Origin of the sequence: Leptothoe spongobia TAU-MAC 1115 (genome assembly GCF_018739885.1) — a bacterium.
Lineage (GTDB): Bacteria > Cyanobacteriota > Cyanobacteriia > Phormidesmidales > Phormidesmidaceae > Leptothoe > Leptothoe spongobia.
On sequence record NZ_JADOES010000005.1, the window covers coordinates 24,481 to 51,290 of the forward strand.

Below are 26,810 nucleotides of genomic sequence, written 5' to 3' on the forward strand. Positions count from 1 at the left end.
ATTCCCATAATCTTCTCTTTACCTGAAATCATTATCTTACTGGCGTGTGAGCGTCGAGATTTTCTTGCGCGAAGGGTTTGGATATGGTTTTGTTAATCTCTTCTTAACTGTATCTCTCTAGGCGTGGATCGTTTTGTCGCTCAGGGACACAGCTCAATTGAGCTGTTTGTTGAAGCCAAAATTCTATTGTTCCTCTTCGCTCTGCCTGCCGTTTGGTGTCAGGCCATTTTGTCATGTCAACGTCCGTTTCAACTCAATTCAATACTTCTCCCAATCGTCAGTCTGTAGAAAATATCGAGTTTTTGGGTGAGGTCCGGTTTCCAACGGGCACCGTATTTACACAACTGACTCCTGAAGGGTTTACTAATAATCAAACTGAGGTGGGCGGCCTGTCTGGTCTCGCCTATGATTCAGCCCGTGGCGTTTACTATGCCCTGTCGGATGACCGCAGCTCCGATGCCCGCTTCTATACGGTTGATATTGACCTGGGCGACGGCAGTTTGGATGATGGTGACGTAGAGTTTAAGGATGTTACCTTCCTACTAGATGCTGATGGTGAGCGGTTTGCCGATGGTGACGTTGATCCTGAGGGAATTGCCATTACTGGTCAGGGCACTCTGTATATTTCTTCTGAAGGAGATGCCAATGCGGTGATTTCTCCCTTTATTCGGGAGATTACTCTGGATGGAGACTACATTAAGGATTTGCCGATTCCTGATATTTATTTGCCCACGGCGGATCAGTCTAGCGGTATTCGTAATAATCTGGCGTTTGAAAGTTTAACAATTACACCAGATCAGCAGTTTCTTTATACCGCCACTGAGAATTCTCTATTTCAGGATGGTCCAGCAGCGGATGTGGACCAGGGAAGTTTGTCCCGCATTCTTAAGTACGATTTGACCACAGGTGAGCCGGTGGCCTCTTTTGTCTATGAGGTGGATCAGGTGCCGGAGGTGCCGGACCCTGGGGATGCTTTTCGCACTAATGGTTTGGTGGAGCTGTTGGCGGTTGATAATAATGGCACATTACTGGCGCTGGAGCGGGGTTTTTCTGTCGGCCAGGGCAATACGGTTAAGCTGTTTGAGATTCAGACCCAGGGGGCTCTGGATGTGCTGGATACCGATGACCTCTTCCGGGAGGATGCCCTGGTGGAGGATGGCGAGGTTTTGGAGCCCGGTCCCTTTGAGATTGACCCGGCGGTCATTAAGCGTGAGATTTTAGACATTGAGCAGGATTTGGGCATTGCTCCTGACAATTTGGAGGCGCTGGCCTTTGGCCCCATGTTAGAAAATGGTCGTCAGTCGCTGATTATTGCTAGCGACAATAACTTTAATCCCGATGGGCAGTTCACCCAGTTTCTGGCCTTTGCCATTGATACTGAGACCACTCCGGCGGCATCGCCCGTGGTGGAAACCCCACTGACCCAGGACGATGAGGATGCGGACACGCCCCTACTGGGTGACTCAGACGATCCGGCGATCTGGGTAAATCCTGCAAACGGCGATGAGAGTCGGGTGATTGGCACCCTGAAAGATGGCGGTCTAGCAGTGTTTAATCTTCAGGGTGAGGTGGTGCAGACGATTGCCCCCGAAGAGTTTGGTGACTTTCGCTATAACAATGTGGATTTGCTCTACGACATTGAGATTCCGGCGTTTAATCCCACGGGTAGCTTGACGACGGACCTGGCGGTGGTTAGCGATCGCGAAAATGATTCTCTGGCCATATTCTCCATTGGCGACGATGGCACCCTGAACGACATTACCCTGCCCCTGGTGGATGGTATCAACGATCCTGAGTTCTCTATCTTTGGTGTGGATGACGGAGAAGCGACTGCCTATGGTTTAGCCACCTACAAGAGTCCGGTAACGGGTAAGGCCTATGCCTTTGTTACTCAGGCCGATGGTAATCAGGTGGCTCAGTTGGGGTTAACCTTTGGTGTTTCTGGCGGTGGTGAGGAATTTTTGGATGGGGAGGCTGCGATCGCAGATGCTTCCTTCGTTGAAGCCAGGGTTGTACGCACCCTAGATCTGCCGGTACCGACGGGGGATGTTGCCGACTCCCAGTCCGAAGGCATTGTGGTGGACCAGGAACTGGGGCTGCTGTATGTGGCCCTGGAAAACGAGGTGGGCATTCTCAAGTTCTCGGCAGAACCAGACGGTGGCAATGACTTTCAGGTGGTGCAACCGGTGGGGGCAGACTATCTGGTGCCCGATATTGAAGGTCTGAACATTTACTACGGTGCGGACGGTAGCGGTTATCTGCTTGCCAACAGCCAGGGAGATTCATCCTACGCCGTGTTTAGCCGCGAGGGCACTAATGAGTACCTGGGCAGCTTTGTTGTGGGCGATGGTGTAAATGAGGGCGGCGACATCGACCAGGTGAACGAAAGCGATGGTCTGGATGTGATTAACGTGCCGGTGGGCTCTGCATTCCCAAACGGGTTGCTAGTGCTACAGGACGGCGCTAACGATCCTCAGAATGTGGTGGAAGATGACGAGGAGCTAGAAAACAACAGCACCAACTTTAAGTTTGTCCCTTGGGAATCGGTTGCGGGTGCCTTTGAGAATCCTTTGGATATTGATACCACTAGCTACGATCCCAGAAATCCTGAGGTACATTCCCTGGTCAACGGTGTGGCCAGCGGCGATGTCACCCAAGATTCTGTGGTGCTGTGGGCGCGCAGTACGTTCCCCGGTGAAGTGACATTTGAATATTCCACCAGCGAAGACTTTAGTGAGATTGCTGGTACCGCAACAGCGACGGTGACTGAAATCAACCTGCCGGTAAAAGTAGATGTAGCTGGCCTGGATGCTGGAACTGAATACTTCTATCGGGTGACTGATGCCGCTGGCGATAGCGAAGTCGGTCGTTTTGAAACCGCTGCTGTGGCAGGAGAACAAACAGGTCTGCACTTTGGTGTGACTGGCGACTGGCGCGGTGAGATTGCTCCTTATCCTGCGGTTAGCAATGTGGCTGAGAAAAATCTTGACTTTTTCTTGCTCCATGGCGACACCATCTATGCCGATGATGACTCTCCGGCGGTGCTTAATCCCGATGGCACCCCCAGCGATCAGGCCATTACTGTAGATGAGTTTCGCGCTAAGCATAATGAAGTCTACAGTCAGCGGTTTGGTCAGAATGTGTGGGCGGATGTGCGGGCCTCTACTCCGGTGTATGCCACCATCGATGACCACGAAGTCACCAATGACTTTGCCGGTGGGCAAACCATTGGGACAGATAGTCTTAACCGATTTTTGACCGCCTTCCCTGATGATGACCCCAACGCGCTAATTAATGACAGTACTCTCTACGAGAACGGTCTACAGGTCTTCCAGGAATACAATCCGATTCGGGATGAGTTCTATGGTGAGACTGGCGATCCGGTTACGGAAGGTGAGCGTAAGCTCTATCGCTACAACACGTTTGGTAGCGATGCAGCCACCTTTGTATTGGATACTCGCTCCTTCCGGGACACTGCGATTGCTCCCCCTGTGAATCCCTTTGACCCGTCTGAGGTCGGGGCTACATTGGCAGCCACCTTTACCCCCGGTCGCACCATTATGGGCCAGGTGCAACTAGCGGACCTCAAGGCTGATCTGTTGGATGCTGAAGCATCTGGGGTGACCTGGAAGTTCATCATGGTGCCGGAGCCCTTCCAAAATCTCTTCCCCGGTATCAATACCGATGCTTGGGATGGGTATAACGCCGAGCGCACTGAGATTCTCAAGTTTATTGAGGATAGCAGCATTGACAATGTGGTGTTTGTGGCCGCTGATGTGCATATGACCTCGGTGAACAACATCACCTATCAGGAGGTTCCCTTTGGGGAGCACATAGCCACGGGAGCGTTTGAGATTACCACAGGGGCCGTTGCTTACGAAGATCCCACCGGGCGCTTTTTGGGTGAAATATTCACTGCTAGCGACCCAGATCTACGGGCGTTTTACGACAGTCTTCCCATTGCCCCCGATACGGACGATCTGCCCAATGACAAGGATGACTTTGTGAAGGCCGCCATCAATGACACCCTGCTGGCACCGCTCGGGTATGACCCCATTGGTTTAGACGGTAGCCCCATTGATGCCACCCTGCTGCAGGGGGATTACTATGTAGGCCATAGTTCTACCTGGAGTGAGTTTGAGGTTGACCCGGTCACTCAAGCTCTAACGGTGACCACCTGGGGGATTGATGGGTATACCGAGGAAGCATTACTGGCTGACCCAACGTCCATTATTAACCAGGAGCCGGTAATTCTTAGCCAGTTTGTGGTGAATCCCCAGGGAACAATCCAGGGCGGCACTGACTCCGATGATGTTTTTGTCAACGGTGACGAGAACAGCAAGCTGGTGGGTCTGGCGGGTGACGATGTGCTGGCCGGTGACCTGGGTGACGATGTGATTCTCGGTGGCGACGGTGATGATGTGCTCAGGGGAGATCGCAACTCCCGCAGCGCCCAAACCGGCGAAGCGGGTGGTGACGACCTGATTTACGGTGGCAACGGCAACGACCGCATTGGCGGTAAGTCTGGCAATGACCGTCTATTTGGCGATGCCGGTGACGATCAGATTTGGGGTGACGATGGCGATGACCTACTAACAGGTGGTCTTGGCAACGACACTCTCACTGGCGATAACTTCTCCGGTGGCCAGGGTGCTGATACCTTTGCCTTTGCAGTGGGGCACGGTACGGATGTTATCACTGACTTTGAAGTGGGTATCGATACCATCGGTCTGCTGGATGGCTTGAGCTTTGGTGCTATCACTCAAACTCTTCAGGGCAGTGATCTGCTGTTAAATACGGGTGGTGAAACCCTGGCAGTGCTAGAAGAGGTGACTACTACATTAGAGGAGTCTTCTTTCCAGCAATTCTTTGCTTAAGTATCTGGCCCAAGTTTAGGGTGGTTGGCGTTAGCAGTAGTTTCTGTTGAATGCTAATTGCTCTGAATGTAGGCAGGAAATAACTTTAAAGTGGGTTGATGTAATATGCACCAACCCACTTTTTGTCTATCACTTACGTTCTCTCTCTGTGGTGATGGTCTTCGCCTTAACTTGATTGGCATTCGAGCTTGTAGAGGCGCTCCCTACTGCAACTTTTACTACCTTTAAAGTCCCACTAACCTTAATATTCGCTTTACTGGCCCTTTACCTGTCCCTGCAACAATTATTGGGGCAGAATTGCCGGGGACATCTACCTAATTTAGGTGAAATAACCACGCTGCGATAATAATAATATAGGCAAAGTATGAGCGTTTTTATTAACGAATTCCATTACGACAATGACGGTGCTGATACGGGCGAATTTATTGAAATTACTGGACCGGCAGGGACTGACTTAACGGGTTGGAGCATTGTTCTTTACAACGGTAATGGCGGTTCATCCTACGGGACGATTAATTTGAGTGGCACGCTCACTGATCAGAGCAACGGGTATGGCTTTGTTGTTGAAACCTTCTCGGGTATTCAAAATGGTTCCCCCGACGGCATTGCCCTGGTGGATAATACAGATACTGTGGTTGAGTTTCTCAGCTATGAAGGCTCTTTTACCGCGACTAATGGTCCTGCTAGTGGCCAAACCAGTATTGACATTGGTGTAAATGAGCTGGGGTCTACTCCTGTTGGTGAGTCTCTACAGCGTACGGGAACAGGGGCTGTGGCTGCAGATTTTACATTTGTTGCACCAGCAGCTGAAACCCCTGGCGCAGTCAACACCGGTCAAACATTTACCGGAGGAACAACGCCTGATAATGTTTTCATTAGCGAGATTCACTACGACAACGATGGTGCTGATACGGGTGAATTTATTGAAGTAACCGGTGATGCTGGTGTTGACCTGAGCGGCTATAGCCTGGTGCTGTACAACGGTAACGGTGGGGCCCCCTACAATACCGTAAGCCTGAGTGGCATATTTGCTGATGAGTTGAATGGTCTGGGTGCGATCGCATTTTCCATCTCCGGTATTCAGAATGGTAGCCCCGATGGTGTAGCGCTGGTTGATCCTGACAACAATGTGGTGGAGTTTTTAAGTTATGAGGGCTCCTTTACCGCTGTGGGAGGCCCCGCTGATGGCCAAACTAGCACCGACATTGGTGTCTCAGAACCCAGTAACACTCCTCTGGGTGAGTCGCTACAGCTCATTGACGGCATGTGGACTGGCCCCGCCGCAAACTCCGAAGGAGAGGTGAATGCGGCTCCTGTGGTTTCCGCCAATGCCTTTATTAGTGAGATTCACTACGACAACGCTGGTGCTGACGTCGGAGAGTTTATCGAAATTACCGCTGATGCCGGGGCTGACCTGGGCGGCTATAGTTTGGTGCTCTACAACGGCAATGGTGGCACTGCCTACAACACCGTTAACCTGAGCGGCATTGTCCCCGATGAAGTTAACGGTCAGGGGGCTGTTGCTTTCTCCATTTCCGGTATTCAAAACGGTTCCCCTGACGGTGTGGCCCTAGTGGACCCCGATGGCAATGTGGTGGAATTCCTTAGCTATGAGGGCACCCTCACCGCCACTGACGGTCCCGCCGCCGGTCTTACCAGTACGGATATTGGGGTAGCAGAAACCAGCTCCACCCCCGTGGGACAGTCCCTACAGCTAATCAATGGTGTGTGGACCGGTCCCGCCGCCAACTCCGAAGGTCAGGTTAACTCTGGCGGTAACGGCGGCGGCCCTGGCGAGAGTAAATTTATCCACGAAGTTCAAGGCAGTGGCACCGACAGTCCCCTGGTGGGTCAAACCGTCACCGTCGAAGCAGTGGTGACCGGAGACTTCCAAAATGGCGATGCGGATACCCTGCGTAACTTAGAAGGTTTCTACATCCAGGAAGAAGATACCGACTCCGATGCCGACGGCAGCACTTCCGAAGGTCTGTTCATCTTTGAAGATGGCAATTTCCTCACCGATGTGAATGTGGGGGATGTGGTGCAAGTGACCGGTACCGTCGAAGAAGCCTTTGGCCAGACTCAGCTAACGGTCACCAGTGCCTCAGACATTACTGTTGTGAGTTCCGGTAATCCGTTACCCACAACAGCCACGGTTAACTTCCCGGTGGCCACGGTTGATGACCTGGAGTCCTTTGAGGGCATGCAGGTGACCATTCCCGACACCCTCTTTGTTACCGAGTACTTTAACCTGGACCGCTTTGGTGAAGTGGTGCTGTCCTCTAATGGTGCCAGCAACGCCCCCGGTACCGACGGTCGTCTGGACCAATACGCCCAGTTCAATTCTCCTGATGTGGCCGGGTTCACCGCCTATCAAGAAGACATTGCCAAGCGTCGCATTGTTTTAGATGACGGTCAGTTTATTCAAAACCCCGATCCCATCATCCACGGACGCGGTGGGAATCCGTTGAGTTCTAACAATACCCTACGTGGCGGGGATACGGTGAACAACCTATCCGGTATCCTTGGGTTCGGCTTTGGCGACTATCGAATTCAGCCCACAGCTCCCGTTGATTTCCAGGCAACCAATCCTCGCCCCAATGCGCCAGAGGATGTGGGTGGCGATCTCAAGGTCGTGAGCTTCAACGTGCTCAACTTCTTCACCACCCTGGATGTATCTGGTAATCCCGGTAGCGGTCCCATTGGGCTAGACCCTCGGGGGGCTGACAGTCAGGCTGAGTTTGACCGTCAGCTCGATAAGCTAGTAACCACTCTAGAAATTATCGATGCAGATATTGTCGGTCTAATCGAGCTAGAGAATGAGTTTGTTAGCGATCAAAATGGCGACGGCTTAGTGGCCATTAATACCCTGGTGGATGCCCTCAACGCCAAAGTTGGAGCTGGCACCTACGCAGCAGTAAACCCCGGTCAAACCTTTGTAGATGTGAGTGATGCCATCTCTGTGGGGGCTATCTACAAAACTAGCACTGTAGAGTTAGCCCAGGGGACTTCCGTTGAAATTCTGGATGATTCTGACCTACCTGGTCTGGGTTTGAACCCTGGCAATGCCGTATTTAATGGGCCTAGCACCAATCGTGCTGCCCTGGCGGCTACCTTTGAGGAAAAGGCCACGGGTGAAAAAGTCACTGTTGCGGTAAACCACTTTAAGTCCAAGGGAAGTGTGAGCCCAGGTGCTGGTAACACAGATGCAGGTGATGGGGCTGGCAACAATAATGCCATTCGTCTACAGGGAGCACAGGCGTTAGATGCCTGGCTAGATAGCGATCCTACCGGTAGCGGTGACTCTGACTATCTGATTATTGGTGACCTTAATGCCTACGCCAAGGAAGATCCCATTACCTTCCTAGAAGGTGAGGGCTATACCAATGTGGTGGATAATCCTGAGTCTGCCTACTCCTTTGTCTTTGACGGTCAGTTTGGCACCCTGGACTATGGTCTCGCCAGTACCACTCTGATTTCCCAGGTGACTGGGGCAACAGAATGGCACGTCAATGCTGATGAGCCCGATGCCCTGGATTACAACCTGGACTTTGGCCGAGATCCCAGTCTGTTCGATGGCACTGTTCCTTTCCGTAACTCCGACCATGATCCGTTGATCATTGGTCTGGATCTAACTGGCGGCGGTGGAAATTCACCAACAGAAATCAACGGTACGAATCGTCGTGATACGTTGACTGGCACCGAAGGTGACGATATCATCAAAGGCTTTGGTAGCCGAGATCGGATTACCGGTGGTGCTGGTGACGACATTATTGTCGGTGGTCGCGGCTCTGATATCTTAACGGGTGGTGACGATAATGACACCTTCGTATTTGAAAAGATATTGGATCGAAGTGATCGCATCACAGACTTTGAAGTCGGTGCTGACTTACTTGACTTCAGTGGGGTATTTGAGCTGAGTCGATATGGAAGTTTAACGCCCTTTGATGACTACATTCGAGTGAGTCAAGGTAACGGCAGAACCTTTGTCCAAGTTGACCTCAATGGTGACTTTGGCAACCGTGACCGGTTCAGAACATTTGCAACGCTTAATGGTGTGATAGCGGCCGATCTCACGGTTGATAGTTTTGTTCTTTAATTACTGTTCTTGTTTCAAGAATAAATAAAAAGATCAAATCCTGATTAATCAACTGAGTCGTTACTAATTGATAGTCGCATTCTTTTCTCTATGTGAAAAGAATGCGACTTTTTTGAGCCACTTCACGGTGAATACAGGAGGATTAGCAAGGAGGATGTTTACAATACAACTTGTAATTTAGCCCCGTGGGGTAATGAAAATGGGTGAGGCACTTTCTGAATGGATACCTGGGGTATTAACCTAAGCCGGAAGGATTCACGGCAACAGAGAATTCACTCGGAACAACCCCAGGTATCAGCGGTAGGTTATGAACTGATAAGCCTGAATTATCCTCTAAATAGGTCGAGCGTGGCTCATCAACACCTAAAGAGAGAGGATTGTTTTCGATGCCGTCAGATGCGATTAGATTTGAGCCGGTTAGAGATAGATCTTCATCCAGGGTCAGGGGTATCTCTAGCCCAGGAGACTGAATCTCAGAGAAAGAGTCCGTCAGTGGATCTGTCTCCTTGTTTGCTCCGACCAGGCTAGACTGCTCTAACCGACCCACCAAGTTGTCTACCGATTTACTATCCTGGGGAAGATTAGGGGTATCGGTCCATTCCTTGGGTGTCCAATCAATTCCGGACTTAGGTGTCCATTCGCCCTCTGGTGGGATTGTCCAGCCTCCCGACGGCCAGTTATCTAAAGGGGGCCAGTCAGCTGGGATATCCTCAGGAATGGGCTCGGAAAGGGATTTTTTTAAGACGGTAAATTCATAGGCCCCACTCCAGTAATTGCCCGTTGTAGGACCATCATCCGTATCGCTGCCGGTAATGACAAAATTATATTGGCCTGGGTTTTCTTTGAGCTGAGCCCATTGCTCTTCGGTCATTGTCCACTGGGTCGCATCCTTGACCTTAGGGCTGATGGCTATCCGATTAAAGGCCTGATCGAAAATGATCACTTGAAATTCGTCATTGGCATAGTTGTTACTTGCCCACCAAAAGAAAGTAGGTGGTGGACTTTCGTCTCCACTTGGAAAATTAACATAAAGAGTATTCTGAGGTGAGGGCGATACATGGGCCTCTTCAAAAATGGCACCGATCTCGGCCAGCTGACGATCGGTGAGACTTCCCCGTTCAAAATGATTCCATAGATCATCCAAGGTTTCTAAATTAGGAATCGTTTTGAGTAGGTCGTAAAGACCTTGATGGCCGTAGGAGATGGTATCCCTGAGCCCATGCCGGAAAAGATCTTGGTTACTATCGGCTAAATCGAACAGAATGCGAGATACAGAGAGTTCATCCGCTTCCCCTCGACTGAAACGAATGCCCTCGTCTTCTAAATCATAGGAGATATTCGACTCAATCAAATCCGTATACCGGGTATCGCCTGTATTAAGGATGCCAGGAAGTATGCCAGCCTCTTGGGCAACCTGTTGAGCGGCAATACTTAAATAGGTTGACAGCCCTTCGTCCCAGGCCAGTCGGATAGCTCTTACTTTACCTTGGCTGGCCAGGTTGCTTTTCCCGGCAGCATGGGATCCACCAGGGCTGTTACTTAATTTATCTTCTTCTGCTAAGAAATGGCCATATTCATGGAGAATCACATCCCAATCCCAAGCGTCATCAGCATCAATATTGATGCTTTGGCTGCTGGGCAAGAAAAAAGAACCATCAGTGGTGTAGTTAGCTTCGACAACGGGCGGTGTTCCCCGCAACGTTTTGGCAAACATGGAGCCGACATATAAGGCATCGCTCACGGAAAAAGCTCGCTCAGCCTCTGTCTTATTCCCGAGGGTGAAAGCCAGGGTTCGGGGGCCATCGGGGATATCGTCAATCACCATGGATTTAACAGAATAGGCAGTGTTATCTCGGTCAACCGTACCTTCGACAAAATGATGGGGGCCATCGGCCACCACTTCGAGATAAATATCACGACCGCCACTGAAGAAGCCGTCGTCATTATCAAAGGTTGCAGTATAGTTACCAAATTGGTCGGTGGTCACCGTCGTCACCAGTTGATCGGCACCGACACTTTCTTGATCCCAGATCTTAACGGTGGATTCGCGTACAGCATGGGCCTGCCCCTGGCTATCTGTCCAGCGAATGATGCCAGAAAGAGTGACCTGGTTGTTAGCTTGCTTGATACTAGATTTGAGGTTGTTGCCTGTGCCAGCCATAGTCGTGCCTCACAACAGATTTACAAGTCCACCATGGCCAAGGCCCTATCGTGTTGTCAGTCGGCGGAGTCGGGTAAAAAAGTCGGAAAAGTCGGCAGTCTAGTCGGCAGCCAGATATTATGGTGCTTAACGTCAGTATGGGAGGTCAATGGTACCCAGGCGGGTACTGCCAACATCGAACGGAGCAATCCAAGCTTAAGTTGACGGTAGTTCAATCATCAAAACGCCTGTAGAGAAGGTCATAGAGACGCTACTCACCGCTATTTTAGCCTGAATTGAGGTTACTCACAGATTTCGATACCAGAAGAGCGCGCCATGAATGTTGAAGATGCTTTTACTCAGGTAGAGGCTGCAATCACAGCCCAGGGTGGACAACGGCTAACAACGTTACAAAAGGCAATCTTAGAAAGTGCCTGGTTTGGCCAGTCCTATAAAGCAGTGGCGGCAGCGGCTTACTGTACCGAAGGTCATGTCAAGGATGTTGCTGCCGATTTCTGGAAACAGTTATCAGCAATCTGGGGCGAAAAAGTTGGCAAGAAGAATTTTAAGGCGATGCTGACAGCCCAAGTGCAGACAGACTCCCCCTTTTCGATCATGGGTGGGATTCAACGAGTAAAGCCGATTGTCACCCAGGCTTACGATTGGGGCGATATTCCTGATGTCTCTCACTTTCTTGGTCGCGATGCCGAGCTAACCCGACTAAAAAGTTGGATATTACAAGATAGTTGTCGCTTAGTGGCGCTTTTAGGTATGGGGGGTATTGGTAAAACTGCTCTAGCGGCTAGCCTGGCCCGTCAGCTTCAGGCCGATTTTGACAAGATTATTTGGCGCAGTCTCCGCAATGCACCTCAGATTGATTTGCTGTTGGCTGAGCTGATTCCATTTCTCTCGGGGCAATCGGCCATGGCCTTAGCCCCCCACCTGGACGGCCAACTCTTGCAATTGCTTGAATGCTTGCAGACAAACCGGTGTTTAATCATTTTAGATAATGCCGAATCTGTCTTGAGCAGTGGGGCTAAAGTGGGTGTCTACCGGTCTGGCTATGAGGGGTATGGTCAGCTCTTGAGAACCATTGGGACCGTGGCTCATAACAGCTGTTTAATCTTGACATCTCGGGAAGAACCGCAGGGCCTAAAAGCAATTGCGGGAAAAAAATTGCCCGTCCGCTGCCTGGTGTTACATGGGGTACCGTTAGCAGTTGGCCAGGCGATATTTCAAGCCAAGGGCAAATTTAGCGGTACCCAGGCGCAATGGCAGCTCCTGACTGAGCGGTATGGTGGCAATCCGTTGGCATTCAAAATTGTGGCAGTTGCGATCGCAGATTTCTTTGACCATAGCCTGACCAACTTTCTAGACTTCTTACAACAAGGGCCCTTTATCTTTGAAGATATCCGCTCCCTGCTAGCCCAACAATTTGAGCGTCTCAGCCCCCGCGAGCAAGCGATCATGTATTGGTTGGCCATCAATCGGGAGCCCATGACATTTCAAGCCCTACAAACCGATTTAATCCATCCTGGCTCCAACCGTGAGTTGTTTCAGGCATTGGCCTCGTTACAACATCGCTCACTCATTGAAAAAAATGCAGTGGGCTTTAGCCAACAACCCGTCGTTATGGAATATCTCATCGATCGGTTTATCGACCAGGTTACCGATGAGATTAGCCAGGGTAAACCCATTTTATTCAACCAGCATGCCCTGGTTAAAGCTCAATCCAAAGATTACATCCGCACCGCTCAAACCCGTTTGATTCTTCTGCCAACAATAGAGAAATTAGCCCTCCAGTTCGCAGCCCCCCAAGAAGTTGTTAATAGGCTCACCCATCTGTTAGAGAACCTACGCATACACCCACCTGACCAGGGTTATGCCGGTGGCAATATCCTCAATCTCTTGCGCCAACTCCAAGGCGATTTAAGCGGTTACAACTTTTCTAGCCTCACGATTCGTCAGGCAAATTTGCAAGACATCTGTTTGCATAACGTCAATTTTGCCAACGCCGATTTAAGCCAGTCCACCTTTTCAGAAACCCTGGGCAGCATTTTATCAGTGGCCCTAAATCCAACCGGTAATCTGTTGATCTGCGGTGATATCGAAGGACATATCTACCTGTGGCAAATGCCCACCGGCCAGAGATTGTTGAGCTACTCTGGCCATCTCAATTGGATTCGCTCAGTCGCCTTCCATCCCCATGGCCAAACCTTTGCCAGTGGCAGCTACGATCATACTCTCCGGCTCTGGTCAGTCGACCATAGTAACTGTCTCAAAACCTTTCAAGGTCACCAACGAGGTATTTGCACCATCGCCTTTAGCCCAGATGGACGCATCCTGGCCAGTGGCAGTGCTGACGAGACCATCAAGCTGTGGGATGTTGACCGGGGCACCTGCCTCAAAACCCTCACTGGGCACAACAACTGGGTCAATGCTCTGAGCTTCCATCCAGACAACAGGATATTGACCAGTGGTAGCACAGACGGCACTATTCGGCTATGGGATACGGCCACAGGAGACTGTCTCACAACCCTGACAGGACATACATTAGGGGTGACTTCAGTTGCGTTTTCCCCGGATGGTCAAACATTGTTGAGCGGCAGTAGTGACCATACCCTGAAATTATGGCAAGTCTCCCAGGGACAGGCACAAGAACAATGCCTCAAAACCCTGAGTGGACACACTGACACCATCAATACCATTAGCGTCAGCTTTGACGGTCAATACCTAGCTAGCGGCAGTGCCGACCAAACCATCAAATTATGGAATAGCCAAACAGGACAATGCCTCAAAACCCTCACCGGTCATCGTAATGACATTTGGTCTCTGGCCTTTAGCCCTGTGGATCATACCTTGATCAGCGGCAGTGCCGACCAAACTATCAAACTATGGGATGGGCAGACGGGCCAATGCGACAAAACCATTAGTGGCTATACCCATTGGATTAACTCAATTGCCTTTAGCCCCAATGGAGAGACTCTGATTAGCGGCGGCTTTGGCCAAACCCTCGGCCTGTGGCATCCCCCTACCGGCCAATACCAAAAAACTCTCATCGGCCACACTGCCCCCATCTGTTCTGTAGCCTTCAAACAGGATAATAGTTGTTTTGCCAGTGGCAGTGCTGATCAGTCCATCCGACTCTGGCATGGCCAGACTGGAGACTATTTGCAACAGCTCACCGGGCACCATAGTTGGGTATGTTCCGTGGCCTTTAGCCCCGATGGTAAACATTTGGCCAGCGGTAGTTTTGACCACACAGTTAAACTCTGGGACCTTGACCAGTCCAGCTGCACCAGGACATTGACCGGTCATAACAATGTCGTCTGGTCAGTCGCCTTTAATCCCCTCGATCATCTCCTGGCCAGTGGCAGTGCCGATCACACGATTAAACTCTGGAATAGTCAAACCGGGCAGTGTCAAAACACATTAAGAGAACACGACAATGTGGTCTGGTCGATTGCCTTTGCCCCCACCGGCAGCACTCTGGCTAGCGGTAGTGCCGACCAGACAATTAAACTCTGGGATGCTCAGACTGGCACCTGTGTAACCACTCTGGCTGGGCACACAAGTTGGGTCTGTGCTGTTACCTTTAGCCACCAAGGGCATCTCTTGGCCAGTAGCAGCGCCGACCACTCTATCCGGATTTGGAACCTCAATACATTAGCATGCGACCAAGTTTTGACCGGTCATACCCATGGTGTATACACAATCGCCTTTAGCGCTGATGATCAAACGCTGGCCAGTGGCAGTCAGGATGGCACCCTCAAATGCTGGCATGTGAAAACTGGCAAACTTCTCAATACGCTGAGACCACCGAGACTTTATGAAGGTATGAATATTCATCATGTTCGCGGTCTCACAACAGCTCAGCGATTCACCCTGAAGGCTTTGGGCGCTGTCGATTAAGTTGGAGTAACAAGTACCGAGCTGCTCCATGGACACCCATTAGCACAGGCTGTTCTTCAGTCGTTTTTTGGTGTCACTCCACCGATTTGTCTGCCACAAAGCTGACCAGATTGTCTACGGTCAGCGCTCCCATAGCCGTTAGTCCGCTTAGTTCCCGATGGAAACAGTACTTAACGCTTTTCCGTTGGACATTAAGAGATAGTATAATTAAATAGTTTGAATGCCACGATAGTGGTAAAATTTGCAGCCTGCATAATAAGGTTTGGATAGTTATCTAGAAAGATAGCTATCCAAACCTTATGCCAAAAATTCCCAGCCTAGGATCTCAGTATTTATGCGTAGACTTACAGATAGTTCACGCGGAACTTACAATTACTGATGATTGTTATTCAGCTAAAGTACGAATTCTGATTATGGCTCCAACCCTTACTATATATATAACCTGAAAAGTGTCTCAACGCTGGACATATAGTAACTTGTTATGAGATGTGAGATTAAATCGGCCCCAGCCATCAGCTGTAAGGAAATTTTTGCTGTGAAACAAAGTCCACGAGGACTTCGAAGGAAAATCGAACTTTACAGCACAATCATTCACACTCTACCAGATCTCATATGGCTAAAAGATCCTGATGGTGTCTATCTAGCGTGCAATCAGCGTTTTGAAGATTTTTTCGGAGCTTCTGAACAAGAAATACGGGACAAAACCGACAATGACTTTGTGAATGCTAGGTTGGCAGATTTGTTTCACGAGCATGATGCAGCCGTAATGCTGAAAGGAGCTCCATCAATAAGCGAAGAATGGACCACCTTTGCCAAGGATGGACACCGCGAACTTCTTGAAATAAGCAGGCTTCCCATGTATGACGATAATGGGAAGCTGATCGGCATACTAGGCATTGGACACAATGTTACTGCTCGTAGAGCATCAGAGGAAAAACTTCAGAAAAGTGAAGAACGGTTTTCTCTAGCTATGCGCGGAGCCAATGACGGGCTTTGGGACTGGAACTTTGAAACCAATGAAGTCTATTATTCACCGCGCTGGAAAAGCATGTTGGGGTATGAAAATGATGAACTGACTGATAATTTGAACACTTGGCAAAGCCTGGTTCATCCAGATGATAAAGATATAGTCTTGAAAATGGTTCAAGATTATGTTTCTGGTAAAGCTAACTCATTTGATGTTGAAATGCGTATGCAGCATAAAGCGGGACATGACGTTTTTGTGCTGTCCCGTGCATTTCTTGTACATCGTGATTCTGACGGCAAAGCCGTTCGCTTGGTAGGAACCCACGTTGATATAACAGCCCGCAAGAAAGTAGAGTCATTTGATGACAAAAATGCCGAAATTCTGGAGATGATCGCAACCGGGAAACCAGCATCGGAAATCTATCCAGAAATTGCATTAATGTATGAAGGGCGTCATCCTGGACTGCGATGTTCCATGCTTGAGTTACAAGATGGTCGACTCATGCATGGAGGAGCTCCCAGTCTACCAAAGGAATACTGCGATGCTGTTCATGGCTTAAAAAATGGCCCTAATGTAGGCTCATGTGGCACATCGACTTATACCGGCAAGCGTGTTCTGGTTGAGAATATTGAAACAGATCCTAAATGGGCCAAAATTAAACATGTGGCTCTTCCCCATGGCATGCGTTGCTGTTGGTCTGAACCAATTAAAAACTCCTCGGGAATGGTATTAGGTGCATTTGGGATGTATTACAACCACCCGGCTCTACCAAATGAAGAGGAGTCAAACGATCTTAAGTCTGCAGCAAGGCTAGCTGGCATTGTAATGGAGCGAGACCACGCTCAGAAACGGATACGAGAACTAGCCTATATCGATGACTTAACAGGGGTTGCCAGTCGTGCTCACTTCTATCAAAACCTTGAATCATCAATCAAATGTTCTGACCGAAACACATCTCGTTTTGGTCTTCTATATATCGATTTAGATAATTTTAAGAGTGTGAATGACAGTCTGGGGCATGATGCTGGAGACTTCCTGCTCCAGGAGATTGCGAAGCGACTGCAAAATGTGGCTCGTGACATTGATTTTGTTGCTCGTCTGAGTGGTGACGAATTCTGTATTCTCGTGAATGATTTAGAGGATGATCATGCTGCTGCCCACGTGGCTCAACGGTGTCTTGATGTAATATCAAAACCAATCGAGTTATCGGGAAGAAAATTCACTCCAGCTTGTAGCATTGGGATTGCCCACTATCCTGATGACGGGCAAGATCTCTCCACATTAATAAAAGCAGCTGATACGTCCCTTTATGCAGCCAAGGAACGCGGAAAAAATCAGTATGCGTTCTATAAGCCGGAGCTAACTGAGAAAGCAGAGTATCGGTTTCGCGTAGAGCAAAGTTTAAGAGAGGCGGTCGAAAAACAGCAGTTATCATTGGTTTATCAACCCCAGGTTCAGATACTGACTGGTAACATTATCGGTGTTGAAGCATTGTCACGCTGGCATCATCCACGATTAGGTCAGATTTCACCCACTGAATTTATTGCCACAGCCGAAAGGATAGGTATGATTAAGCCCCTCACTGAATGGGTGTTAAGAACAGCCTGCAATCAAGCGGTTGCTTGGAAGCAGGCAGGTTTACCTGCAATTCGCATGGCGGTTAATATTTCTCCAGTCCATTTCCTTGATAAGGATCTTGTGTCATTAATTAAACGTGTGCTTGATGAGACAGGAATGGTACCATCTGAGCTAGAACTGGAGGTTACTGAGAGTATTGTCCAGACGGATCAACAGAATCTTTCCATTTTTCGAGAGTTGAAAGATCTAGGGGTGTTACTGGCAATCGATGATTTTGGCACAGGCTACTCATCGTTTGCATCGCTCAAACATCTTACGGTTGATTGTCTGAAAATCGATAAATACTTCATCAATGACATGCTTATTGACAATAAATCAAAAATCTTGATTGGCTCTATGATAGAAATGTGTCGCAATCTAGAGCATAAAATCATTGCTGAAGGGGTGGAAACCGAAGAACAATGTCATACGCTCCAAAAATTTGGTTGTGAGACTGTACAGGGATATCTGTTTAGTACGCCTGTCAGCCCCGATGAAATAGCAAAACTTCTGAATAATAATGTTGTCCATGGAAGCAGCATGTGGTCTTATTCTAGGTAATCACTGGGGTAATCTGCTCACTAGATTGCATCTCAACAGATTTTATAGGTAGCAAGCTTAAAAAGCCCCCAAACCAAGAAGTTTGGAGGCCTGAACAAACTTTAATCACCTTGATAAAGACATCAAGCCTATTCAATGCAATCCTTTACTTTGAATAGGCTAAACGATGGCTATTTAGATTGGTTATCTAGGTGATCTAAACGTGTCTCCTGGATATCTTTAACACTCTTGGATTGGTTATCTAAATGATCCAAACGAGTCTTGTGTAAACTGTTGCCACCAGAAACGTCTGCTAGCTGTTCGTCAGAAATTTGCTCGTCAGCCTGATTGTTCTTAGTTTGGTCTTCCATGGTAATAACCTCAAAAAACTAGAATGGGTAACAATTAACAAAAACAAAACGCTGTGTTCAACGCTTTATCTATCCCTCTACTAAGTTACCGATATTCAGCCGCTGTAGGCTGAGGGATTGATTAGAAGTCCATGACAGATTTGCATTAGTTTGCTGAGACTTCTCTCATAGAAGATGAGATATTAAATAACTGAAGAAGAAAACACGCTTCTCATCGCAGCATTATCTCGTTTTACGATGAGTTAACGGTGTAAACCCAGCTCGTTTTTCAGATTCAAGCTGATAACTCAGCAGTGTATTGTTTTTCAGCTCAGCTGTATATCGCCGTAAAGAGGACTGGGACGATTCAAACCACAGCTCAGCCCATACATGCCCCTGGTTTTGTTTCAGAATCTGCCCACTAGCTTTTCCCTGAAACCATTCCCATTGATATTGTCGTAAAAGCTCCCTTTCTAAAATCTGGAGTGGCTTAGGCAACAGACTCCAACCGCGATAGGTGGCAAGCAGGAGTTCAATATCCCCCTGCTGTTGGAGCAGGCACAACAGGGACTCCTGATTAAGGTTGCCGTAGTAACGACCCTGGGGAAAATCAATTAACGTAGGGGCAAATCGGTGGCCGCCAATGTGGCTGATTTGCCAAGGCTGAACTTGCTGGGTCAGGTTTAGGGTTTGGATAGCCGCGATCGCATCCTGATAAAACGGATAACCATATATGCCACAGCATTCATTATGACTAGCATGGGTGCACACCATCAAATGTCGTTGGCCAGAGTGTGCTGGCTGCCCAACCGGCTCACCTTTCAAGAACCCGTCCAGAGCTGGAGCCATATTAGCTGGACTATCCACCTGAATTTCCCAAGCCTTGTATCCCCCCAATAGCTGCCCAAACTGTCCTTGATGAGGCCGGGCGGATCGTCGAAACAGTAGGATACGTCGCCGCTTTTGATTGGGCGTTTGCTCATGGGCAATCAGATGAACCCGGACACCCGCTGCTAACCATGGTCTAATCACCTGCCTAACAGATTCAGGTATACCTGGGGACAACAGGGCTGGCTTATCCCAGGGGTGTGGAGTTTCCAATAGGACAAAGGTATCAGCCGGGACTGCCGTACCAATGAGGGATTTAGATTGAGTCAGCGTCGCCGTATTCATTGATTATTCGCCTTGTTCGCCAAAATATCCAGTCAATATGCTCTGGAAACATGTAGGGCAAATTGAGCCCCATCTAATGATAACTATTTTCATTAAAGATGCCATGTATAAAAAGTAACTTCTTGGTGTTCATAAACCCTGTTTATTAGATTTTTTAGTCTAAAATCTCTTATTAGATGGAGGTTTAACCCTGTGGCATCGTAAAAATAATAATTTCAATTTTGCACCACTATTGATATTAAGTTTCACTTTTGAGATAACCTGATTCAACTTCTGAGATCAATTATCAGAAGCGTTTGCAGATAAGGGTGTATTAAAATGAGTTATCTATCTACCAGTGAACCGGTGGGTTGTTATCGATTTGGCTTAGAACATGAGGTGGCCTTTTGGGATCAGCAAACGGATCAGTTTGCTGATTTTTCTAATACTTCGTTTCAACGATTTGATCGTTTAATTGCCCAACTGCCTGAGTATGCCTCCGACTATCCACAACTGCGCATTGGCGATGCCGGTATTAAACGCAAGCGCTGGTATATCGAAGGCTATGAACGTTTTTCTGAAACAGGCAACCTGATAGGCTGTATGCCCAAGGGGATTGAAATTCGCACCACACTCCAGCCCACCATGACTGGAGCCGTACAAGAACTGCGAGAGAGTTTTGCCCAGCTTTCTGAGGTGGCACTTCCCGCTGGCTTATTACCGGTATTGACTAGCTTTAATCCCATTCACAAAAGATTTGTCCCGGAACCTCCCCTAAATCATTTTGAAGCCCAGCGGCGGGAAGCCTCTCCCGAAAAGCAAACGGCCCATATTCCCATGATGACCTATGGACCCGATCTAAATTTTTCGATCCAGGGTTTATCCACCAAGGCCCTCATCCAGGCTGGTAAAAAACTGACCTATTACAGTCCTGCCATTGTTCCCTTTAGCTTTAGTTCACCGTTCTATGGGCAACAACTGTGGTCAGGTCTGTCGGTGCGCACCCATCTACGCACCGGACGACGACCGGCTGCCATGGTGTTTGTCGAACATCCTGAAGAGCTGATTTCTAGTTCTCCTTCCCTCACCAAAATTGCGCGTCTGCCTGCCGAAGTGGGGAGGATTGAATTTAAAGCCTGCGATAGCTGCGGTGATTTTGAACTCTATGGCAGCCTTTTGGCATTACTCAAGGGCATTGTGTTAGATCAAACTTTGCCAGGTGCAGCCTTGGTGCCCGATGCGGTGATGCACCAGCACGCTGCAATCCATGGGTTTCAGGATCCTGAGCTACGCGATCAGGCCCTCAGGCTTTTAGCAGCAGCCGACCGAGCGTTATCAGAAGCTGATGAAAGAGAACGATTGCAACCGCTGTGGCAGTTTGCTCAGCAAAAGACAACACCGGCCCAGGTCATGTGCGATCGCTGGCGATCTGGGGTAGATTTGGTCAACCTTCTGAGCCAGGGCTATACCACAGAATATGCTGCAATTAAGAAGAATCGGCTAATCCCTCAGGCTTGATCCAGCCCAGGGTAAGGTCAAGCTATTTACGCTAAAACAATAGAAGTATAAGGCCCTTACCCTGGCAAACCCTTGGAGGTAGACCCATGATTGTCTTGCGTACTGCCACCCCTGACGATTTAGAACTGCTCCGCTACTGGGATCAACAGCCCCATATTCTTGCATCTGATCCTGATAGTGACTGGGAATGGGAAATCGAGCTACTCCGCACCCCTGATTGGCGAGAACAGCTAATTGCTGAACTGGACGGGCGACCGATCGGGTTTATCCAGATCATTGATCCAGCCCGTGAGGATAGCCATTATTGGGGAGATATTTCTACAAACTTGCGGGCCATCGACATTTGGATTGGCGAAGCCTCTGACCTGGGGAAAGGCTATGGAACCCAAATGATGCAGCTTGCCTTTATTCGCTGTTTTGCTGATCTAGCTGTGACGGCTATATTGATCGATCCGCTAGCCAGCAATATCCATGCCCACCGATTCTATGAACGACTCGGTTTTCGATTTGTCGAACGTCGTGCTTTTGGAACTGATGATTGTCTTGTTTATCGACTCAGCCGTGATGACTGGTCTCATTTGGAAAATAGCTAATGTTCGAGTTATGTTAGCTTCAGTCCTTAACCCTAATACAGGACAAGATATAGGCAAAAATTATGCAGTCGGAACTGGTAATAGCAATTATATCGGGCCTAATTACCCTAGCAGCATCTTCCCTCATCGCGGTATATCAAGCCCGCACCGAATTCCGTAAACTGACAAAACAATTAGAGCAAACCTACACAACCTCCTTATTTGACAAACGTCTAGAGGTCTATCCAGTTCTATTCAAAGCCCTAAATCAATTCAACCACAGGATCGAATACGGTTCTCCCCATAAGCAACAGCTGATTGAATTTCAACATCATTATGATGATTGGATCTCTACCCATGCAATCTTACTAACACCCACTACAGCCCAGATAGTGTGGGGCTATCACAACTACCTGATTGATACGTTAGAGCAATATCACGACAGCTCCATACCGCTAGAGCAGTGGATAGAAATAAGAAATATACAGATTGTTATCGGTAAATTCTTACGGGCAGAAATTGGGGTGTTTGATACCACAGCCGCAGGCATTCCTGAACTGGAAAAACCCTATGTCAAGAGAATTCTTGACAAGCTGCAACATAGCTCGCAAAAAATCCGTAGTAGATTTGGCTACTGAGGGTGGGGTATCTCTTTAAGTGAGGTACAAATCTGGATAAATCAGCTCTACTATGCTCATATATAGTCTCAGTATGTTTTGAGTTGACCTGCCATGATGAAACCCTGGCTCCAGCCCCCTCGTCTCTGGGTGGGTGAAACCGCAGACGAACAACCTCGCCATGCTACCTGGTTAGAACTGTTTTACGATCTGGTTTTTGTGGTAGCAGTTTCCCAGCTGGCGCATATGCTCAGCGCAGATGTATCGGTCAAGGGATTCTTAGATTTTACCACCCTGTTTGTCCCCCTATGGTGGGTGTGGATTGGCACCACATTTTATGCCAACCGATTTGATAGCGACGACCTGGCGCGGCGAATTTTGATGGGGTTACAGATGCTGGCCGTGGCAGCCCTGGCGGTAAACGTTCACCATGGGTTAGGTGAGAGTTCTGGTAGTTTCGCTTTGGCCTATACAGCTTCTAGATTTCTATTAGTGTTGGAATATCTATGTGCTGGCTGGCATATCCCAAAAGCACGGGGGTTAACGAATCGATACGCGTTGGGATTTAGTCTGGGTGGACTGTTATGGCTGGTTTCTGCCTTTGTGCCGCTGTCACTACGGTTTGTACTGTGGGCAATGGGCATGGCCATCGATTTTGTGACTCCCCTAACAGCGAGAAACATGATTCAGCAGTTTCCACCCCATCCAGAACATCTGCCTGAGCGGTTTGGACTGTTTACAATTATTGTGCTGGGAGAGGCGATTATTGCCGTGGTTAATGGGGTGTCGGAAATGCATTGGGGATTAGCGAGTACCTTGTGTGCGATCGCAGGTTTCACTACTGCATTTTCCCTCTGGTGGCTCTACTTTGAAAACGTCTCCGGCTCTGCCCTAGAAACCGCCCGTACCTCTGGCCGGGTCCAGATTCTACAGCTTTGGCTCTACATTCATTTACCCCTGGTTGTGGGTCTTGCTGCGACCGGCATCGGTGTCGAAAAAGGCATTCTTGCAGCAGGAGAAACCGCTGTCTTACCCTCTTCTGCGCGTTGGTTATTATGTGGTTCAGTCGCCCTATGTTATGCATCACTGGCAGTCCTGCATCGCATGGGTGTGATCTTTATGTGTAAGGCCCGCACCCGGCATCGGCTGGTGGGGATGGCGGCTATGTTGGGAGTTGCTCTAGTGGGCACGGCTCTCTCTCCCATTGGTGTGATGAGTTTTGTGGCCCTGATGGGAATTGTGCAAGTTGGTCTGGATCTGTACCAGGGTAAACCCGCAACTTTAACAGGAGCATAGGATGGACCCTATCATTGTGATCACGGGAGGCAGTCGTGGCATTGGAGCGGCGACTGCTTGCCTGGCGGCAGAGCGGGGTTATGCGGTGTGCGTGAACTATCACCGGAATCGTCAGGCAGCTGATGCTGTTGTGGAGACGATCCGGCAACAAGGGGGGAAAGGGGTTGCGATCGCAGCCGACATAGCCATCGAATCCGATGTCATCAAACTCTTCAAAGCAGTAGACAACCAGCTTGGTCCAATCACGGCCCTGGTCAACAATGCAGGCATTCTAGAACAACAAATGCGAGTAGAAAACCTTGACGCCGCTCGCCTAAATCGAGTATTCGCAGCCAACGTTACTGGCTCCTTTCTCTGTGCGCGAGAAGCAGTAAAACGCATGTCTACCAAACATGGTGGTTCAGGGGGTGCGATCGTAAATGTCTCTTCGGTCGCCGCTCGTCTGGGAGCACCGGGAGAATATGTAGACTATGCAGCGTCTAAGGCTGCCATTGATGCCATGACTATCGGTTTGGCCAAAGAAGTAGCTGAAGAAAAAATTCGTGTAAATGCCGTGCGGCCAGGCTTTATCTATACAGATATCCATGCCGATGGCGGCGAGCCCAATCGGGTTGATCGGGTTAAAGAATTTCTTCCCATGAAACGAGGCGGTCAACCCAGGGAAGTCGCTCAAGCAATCCTATGGTTGCTCTCCAGCGAAGCTTCCTATACAACTGGCACATTTATTGAGGTGGCCGGGGGACGATAGCCATAGCATCGGCCATCTAGAATACTTTTGGTCTCAGTTTATCAAGTCTAGAATTTGCAAGACATGGATAAATCTGTTGCACACAGTTTTTGAAAAACTAAACTAGCAACAGCTTCATTACCTAGAGGATTAAGGTGTACCTTATCTCGAAAATAGGAATCAACCGTCGAATCAGGCAATGAAGACCAAGCCTGGTGTACATCTATAACAGAAATTTCAAGTTCTTCCAAAACTTCTAGAAATTCTGCCTTATAATCGGGCTCTGAAAATTCAGGTATTAAATCCTTACGAGAAGGTATAAACAACACAAAAGTCGGCATCTGAGATGCATCTATAAAGTTATCGATAGCTGTTAGAGATGCCATATTTTGTTGAAACTGGCGATCAATGGTTTCAGTTGTTGGGATCTCCTCAGCCAATTTTCCTTTAGACTGATTTAGTTTGAGGGTAGTTATTACTCGTGGCCAAAGATACCTGACTAGAAGTTCTTGAATTGCTAGTAAAGGTTTCTTATCTGGATGAGTAGATCGACCGACGACGTCACTAGTACTTGTAGGTTGAACTAGATCATGAGACCCAATTTGTAAAATAACAATATCACTATCAAAGAGACCAAATTTTTCGATGTATCCTGCCTGATTACCAATCCCCCAAGACCCTGCAGAGGCATTGAGCACTTCTACAGTGTCAACTCCATTAGCAGATATCTTCTGTTCTAATTTTTCTGTCAGGATATCTGCTTGATCAGTTGGATTACCTCCGTTAAGGACAGAATCTCCTGTCATCAGAACTCGAAAAGCCTTAGTTGTTTTATCTTCTGCAATGGCCTCAGAACGCTGCGAGTATTGATTGTACTCGATATATTTACCAAAACGAAAAATCCTCTGATTTGGCTTAAAGCGATAACCGGTTTGCTGGTCTGCAACTGACAATGCAGGCGAAGCTAACCCAAGAGATTTACGCAGAGCAATTTCAATACCTAATGATGCACACAGCAAAAAGGCAACTAAAATGTAGCATTTACGCATATAGGAAACATTCTTCAACTTAGAAAGTTAATACTAAACAGAAACACAGAAACACAGATTATTTTATTTTGTCGGTTTCTGGACATAGTTTAAAGCATTTGGGAAGAGACCATAAAATAATTCACCACTAAAAAACTATATCTTTTGGCAAACAATGATTCTCAATGACTATCTCATAAACATTTATTAATTGCTCAGCGATTACATCCCAACTGTAACGCTGCTGGGCTAGCTTCTTGCCATTTTTACTAAATTCTTTTTGCAACTCAGGGTCACTCATTAACTTTTCTATTGCCTGACTTAGATAGTCTTCTTCTCCTTCTACAATTAGACCAGCTTTGGCAGAGGCAATTTCCGGTGAAATTTGAACACCTGGCGTTGTAATTACTGGCAATCCTGATACTAAAGCTTCCGCAACAGCAACACCAAAATTCTCTGAAAAAGATGGCAGAACGAATGCGTTTACTCCTTGAAGTAACAAATCCTTATCTCGCCCTTGAACAAATCCAGTAAATGTAACACGGCCATTTAGATTAAGAGAGCTTACTAAATCTTTTAACTTACCAATATAATCTTTTTCACCTGTGCCTGCTAATAGCAAGTGAATATCTTTACCTCTATAGACTAGCTGATGTACAACTTGCAAAAGTAATTCTGGGCGTTTTTTATAATGTATTCTTGAAAGGAAAAGTAGCGTGAAACGTCCATTAGGTATTTCGTAAACTTGGTAAAGCTGACGAGTGGCATCAGGTATTACAGCAGGAACATCAACACCAAGTGGAATAGTAGCTGTTGATGTTTGGATGCCAATCTTTTTCACATCTTCCACCTCTCCCGTGGATGTGCAATGAATAGCAGCAGCAGACCTAAGGTTATGCTCTTCAAATAAAAAAGAATAGATTCGTTTTTTTGTCTGACTTTGCTTAAGTGCCCAAGGACTCAGCTGCCCCAACGGTCTTACAATGTAAGGAACATCATTTTGTCGTGCAGTTATACCTGCACAAGTAGGCGCAAAAGAAAATAGATAATGACTGTGAATCACATCATAGTCAGGTGCATTTTTCCACAACCATTGGAATAATGCGGGTGAAAAAATAAATTCCTTAAGAGGGGGGGAGAAACGTGGTAAGAACCAAACTGGGACACCTTTGTGGATAACTCTTTGTCTAGTAGGTACATCGAGAACATCATCTCGATCATCATTTGTAGTAACAATCTCTGCATCAATACCTTTTGTGATAAGAGCTTTAACTAGATTAAGTACAACATGAGTTGGACCACCTAGACTAGGGCTAACGGATGGAATAACATGTAGAACTTTCATAGGTCCAAGTACTGAAAGCTAAAGTGGGCTCTCTAAATGAGAGTACTTCATTC

General features: G+C 48.1%; 15 protein-coding genes. 10 read left to right on the plus strand and 5 right to left on the minus strand.

Annotation, left to right across the window (positions count from 1 at the left end; all coding sequences use genetic code 11):
* The first annotated feature begins 233 nt into the window (after positions 1-233).
* Both IXB50_RS03935 and IXB50_RS03940 read left to right on the plus strand, forming a co-directional pair.
* Complete coding sequence (locus tag IXB50_RS03935; protein WP_215607640.1) at positions 234-4,877, plus strand: phytase; 4,644 nt, start codon at positions 234-236, stop codon at positions 4,875-4,877.
* Between the two features lie 364 nt (positions 4,878-5,241).
* On the plus strand, positions 5,242-8,976 hold the full coding sequence (locus IXB50_RS03940; protein WP_246564075.1) for an ExeM/NucH family extracellular endonuclease: 3,735 nt from the start codon (positions 5,242-5,244) through the stop codon (positions 8,974-8,976).
* Positions 8,977-9,211: 235 nt separating this feature from the next.
* Here the strand turns inward: IXB50_RS03940 and IXB50_RS03945 are convergent, their stop codons facing one another.
* Positions 9,212-11,137: a hypothetical protein gene (locus tag IXB50_RS03945; RefSeq protein WP_215607641.1), complete on the minus strand. Its 1,926-nt coding sequence runs from the start codon at positions 11,135-11,137 to the stop codon at positions 9,212-9,214.
* Between the two features lie 33 nt (positions 11,138-11,170).
* Between IXB50_RS03945 and IXB50_RS03950 the strand changes: the two genes are divergently transcribed.
* From IXB50_RS03950 to IXB50_RS03960, 3 genes are all read left to right on the plus strand, one after another.
* Positions 11,171-11,341 carry a hypothetical protein gene (locus tag IXB50_RS03950; protein WP_215607642.1) on the plus strand — a complete coding sequence of 57 codons (171 nt, stop codon included), beginning with the start codon at positions 11,171-11,173 and terminating at the stop codon, positions 11,339-11,341.
* Between the two features lie 111 nt (positions 11,342-11,452).
* Positions 11,453-15,028, plus strand: a complete 3,576-nt coding sequence (locus IXB50_RS03955) for an eIF2A-related protein (RefSeq protein ID WP_215607643.1) — start codon at positions 11,453-11,455, stop codon at positions 15,026-15,028.
* A 481-nt stretch (positions 15,029-15,509) separates the two neighbouring features.
* A complete protein-coding gene (locus tag IXB50_RS03960; protein WP_215607644.1) occupies positions 15,510-18,173 on the plus strand; it encodes a bifunctional diguanylate cyclase/phosphodiesterase in 2,664 nt (887 codons plus the stop codon).
* A gap of 170 nt (positions 18,174-18,343) precedes the next feature.
* On the opposite strand, the gene IXB50_RS03965 is transcribed toward IXB50_RS03960, so the two are convergent.
* On the minus strand, positions 18,344-18,523 hold the full coding sequence (locus IXB50_RS03965; protein WP_215607645.1) for a hypothetical protein: 180 nt from the start codon (positions 18,521-18,523) through the stop codon (positions 18,344-18,346).
* Between the two features lie 222 nt (positions 18,524-18,745).
* Positions 18,746-19,675, minus strand: a complete 930-nt coding sequence (locus tag IXB50_RS03970) for a sucrase ferredoxin (protein WP_215607646.1) — start codon at positions 19,673-19,675, stop codon at positions 18,746-18,748.
* A gap of 318 nt (positions 19,676-19,993) precedes the next feature.
* On the opposite strand from IXB50_RS03970, the gene IXB50_RS03975 reads away from it, so the two are divergent.
* The 5 genes from IXB50_RS03975 (at position 19,994) to IXB50_RS03995 (ending at position 24,405) form a co-directional block, all read left to right on the plus strand.
* Positions 19,994-21,172, plus strand: coding sequence for a glutamate--cysteine ligase (locus tag IXB50_RS03975; RefSeq protein WP_215607647.1), 1,179 nt, complete (start codon positions 19,994-19,996; stop codon positions 21,170-21,172).
* An 86-nt stretch (positions 21,173-21,258) separates the two neighbouring features.
* On the plus strand, positions 21,259-21,765 hold the full coding sequence (locus tag IXB50_RS03980; RefSeq protein ID WP_215607648.1) for a GNAT family N-acetyltransferase: 507 nt from the start codon (positions 21,259-21,261) through the stop codon (positions 21,763-21,765).
* 62 nt (positions 21,766-21,827) lie between these two features.
* A complete protein-coding gene (locus IXB50_RS03985; protein WP_215607649.1) occupies positions 21,828-22,382 on the plus strand; it encodes a hypothetical protein in 555 nt (184 codons plus the stop codon).
* Positions 22,383-22,478: 96 nt separating this feature from the next.
* The gene (locus tag IXB50_RS03990) at positions 22,479-23,657 is read left to right on the plus strand and encodes a low temperature requirement protein A (protein WP_407658788.1); all 1,179 of its coding nucleotides are present in this window, start codon (positions 22,479-22,481) and stop codon (positions 23,655-23,657) included.
* A 1-nt stretch (position 23,658) separates the two neighbouring features.
* Positions 23,659-24,405: an SDR family oxidoreductase gene (locus tag IXB50_RS03995; protein ID WP_215607651.1), complete on the plus strand. Its 747-nt coding sequence runs from the start codon at positions 23,659-23,661 to the stop codon at positions 24,403-24,405.
* Between the two features lie 47 nt (positions 24,406-24,452).
* On the opposite strand, the gene IXB50_RS04000 is transcribed toward IXB50_RS03995, so the two are convergent.
* Both IXB50_RS04000 and IXB50_RS04005 read right to left on the minus strand, forming a co-directional pair.
* On the minus strand, positions 24,453-25,433 hold the full coding sequence (locus IXB50_RS04000; RefSeq protein WP_215607652.1) for an SGNH/GDSL hydrolase family protein: 981 nt from the start codon (positions 25,431-25,433) through the stop codon (positions 24,453-24,455).
* A gap of 127 nt (positions 25,434-25,560) precedes the next feature.
* On the minus strand, positions 25,561-26,757 hold the full coding sequence (locus IXB50_RS04005) for a glycosyltransferase (RefSeq protein ID WP_215607653.1): 1,197 nt from the start codon (positions 26,755-26,757) through the stop codon (positions 25,561-25,563).
* Between the last annotated feature and the right edge of the window lie 53 nt (positions 26,758-26,810).

Coding starts and splice junctions, on each gene's coding strand:
- IXB50_RS03940 (WP_246564075.1), top strand. CDS start 5,242: ATGAGCGTTTTTATTAACGAATTCCATTACGACAATGACGGTGCTGAT.
- IXB50_RS03965 (WP_215607645.1), bottom strand. CDS start 18,523: ATGGAAGACCAAACTAAGAACAATCAGGCTGACGAGCAAATTTCTGAC.
- IXB50_RS03985 (WP_215607649.1), top strand. CDS start 21,828: ATGCAGTCGGAACTGGTAATAGCAATTATATCGGGCCTAATTACCCTA.
- IXB50_RS03945 (WP_215607641.1), bottom strand. CDS start 11,137: ATGGCTGGCACAGGCAACAACCTCAAATCTAGTATCAAGCAAGCTAAC.
- IXB50_RS04000 (WP_215607652.1), bottom strand. CDS start 25,433: ATGCGTAAATGCTACATTTTAGTTGCCTTTTTGCTGTGTGCATCATTA.
- IXB50_RS03990 (WP_407658788.1), top strand. CDS start 22,479: ATGAAACCCTGGCTCCAGCCCCCTCGTCTCTGGGTGGGTGAAACCGCA.
- IXB50_RS03975 (WP_215607647.1), top strand. CDS start 19,994: ATGAGTTATCTATCTACCAGTGAACCGGTGGGTTGTTATCGATTTGGC.
- IXB50_RS03995 (WP_215607651.1), top strand. CDS start 23,659: ATGGACCCTATCATTGTGATCACGGGAGGCAGTCGTGGCATTGGAGCG.
- IXB50_RS03970 (WP_215607646.1), bottom strand. CDS start 19,675: ATGAATACGGCGACGCTGACTCAATCTAAATCCCTCATTGGTACGGCA.
- IXB50_RS03935 (WP_215607640.1), top strand. CDS start 234: ATGTCAACGTCCGTTTCAACTCAATTCAATACTTCTCCCAATCGTCAG.
- IXB50_RS04005 (WP_215607653.1), bottom strand. CDS start 26,757: ATGAAAGTTCTACATGTTATTCCATCCGTTAGCCCTAGTCTAGGTGGT.
- IXB50_RS03980 (WP_215607648.1), top strand. CDS start 21,259: ATGATTGTCTTGCGTACTGCCACCCCTGACGATTTAGAACTGCTCCGC.
- IXB50_RS03960 (WP_215607644.1), top strand. CDS start 15,510: ATGAGATGTGAGATTAAATCGGCCCCAGCCATCAGCTGTAAGGAAATT.
- IXB50_RS03950 (WP_215607642.1), top strand. CDS start 11,171: ATGGCCAAGGCCCTATCGTGTTGTCAGTCGGCGGAGTCGGGTAAAAAA.
- IXB50_RS03955 (WP_215607643.1), top strand. CDS start 11,453: ATGAATGTTGAAGATGCTTTTACTCAGGTAGAGGCTGCAATCACAGCC.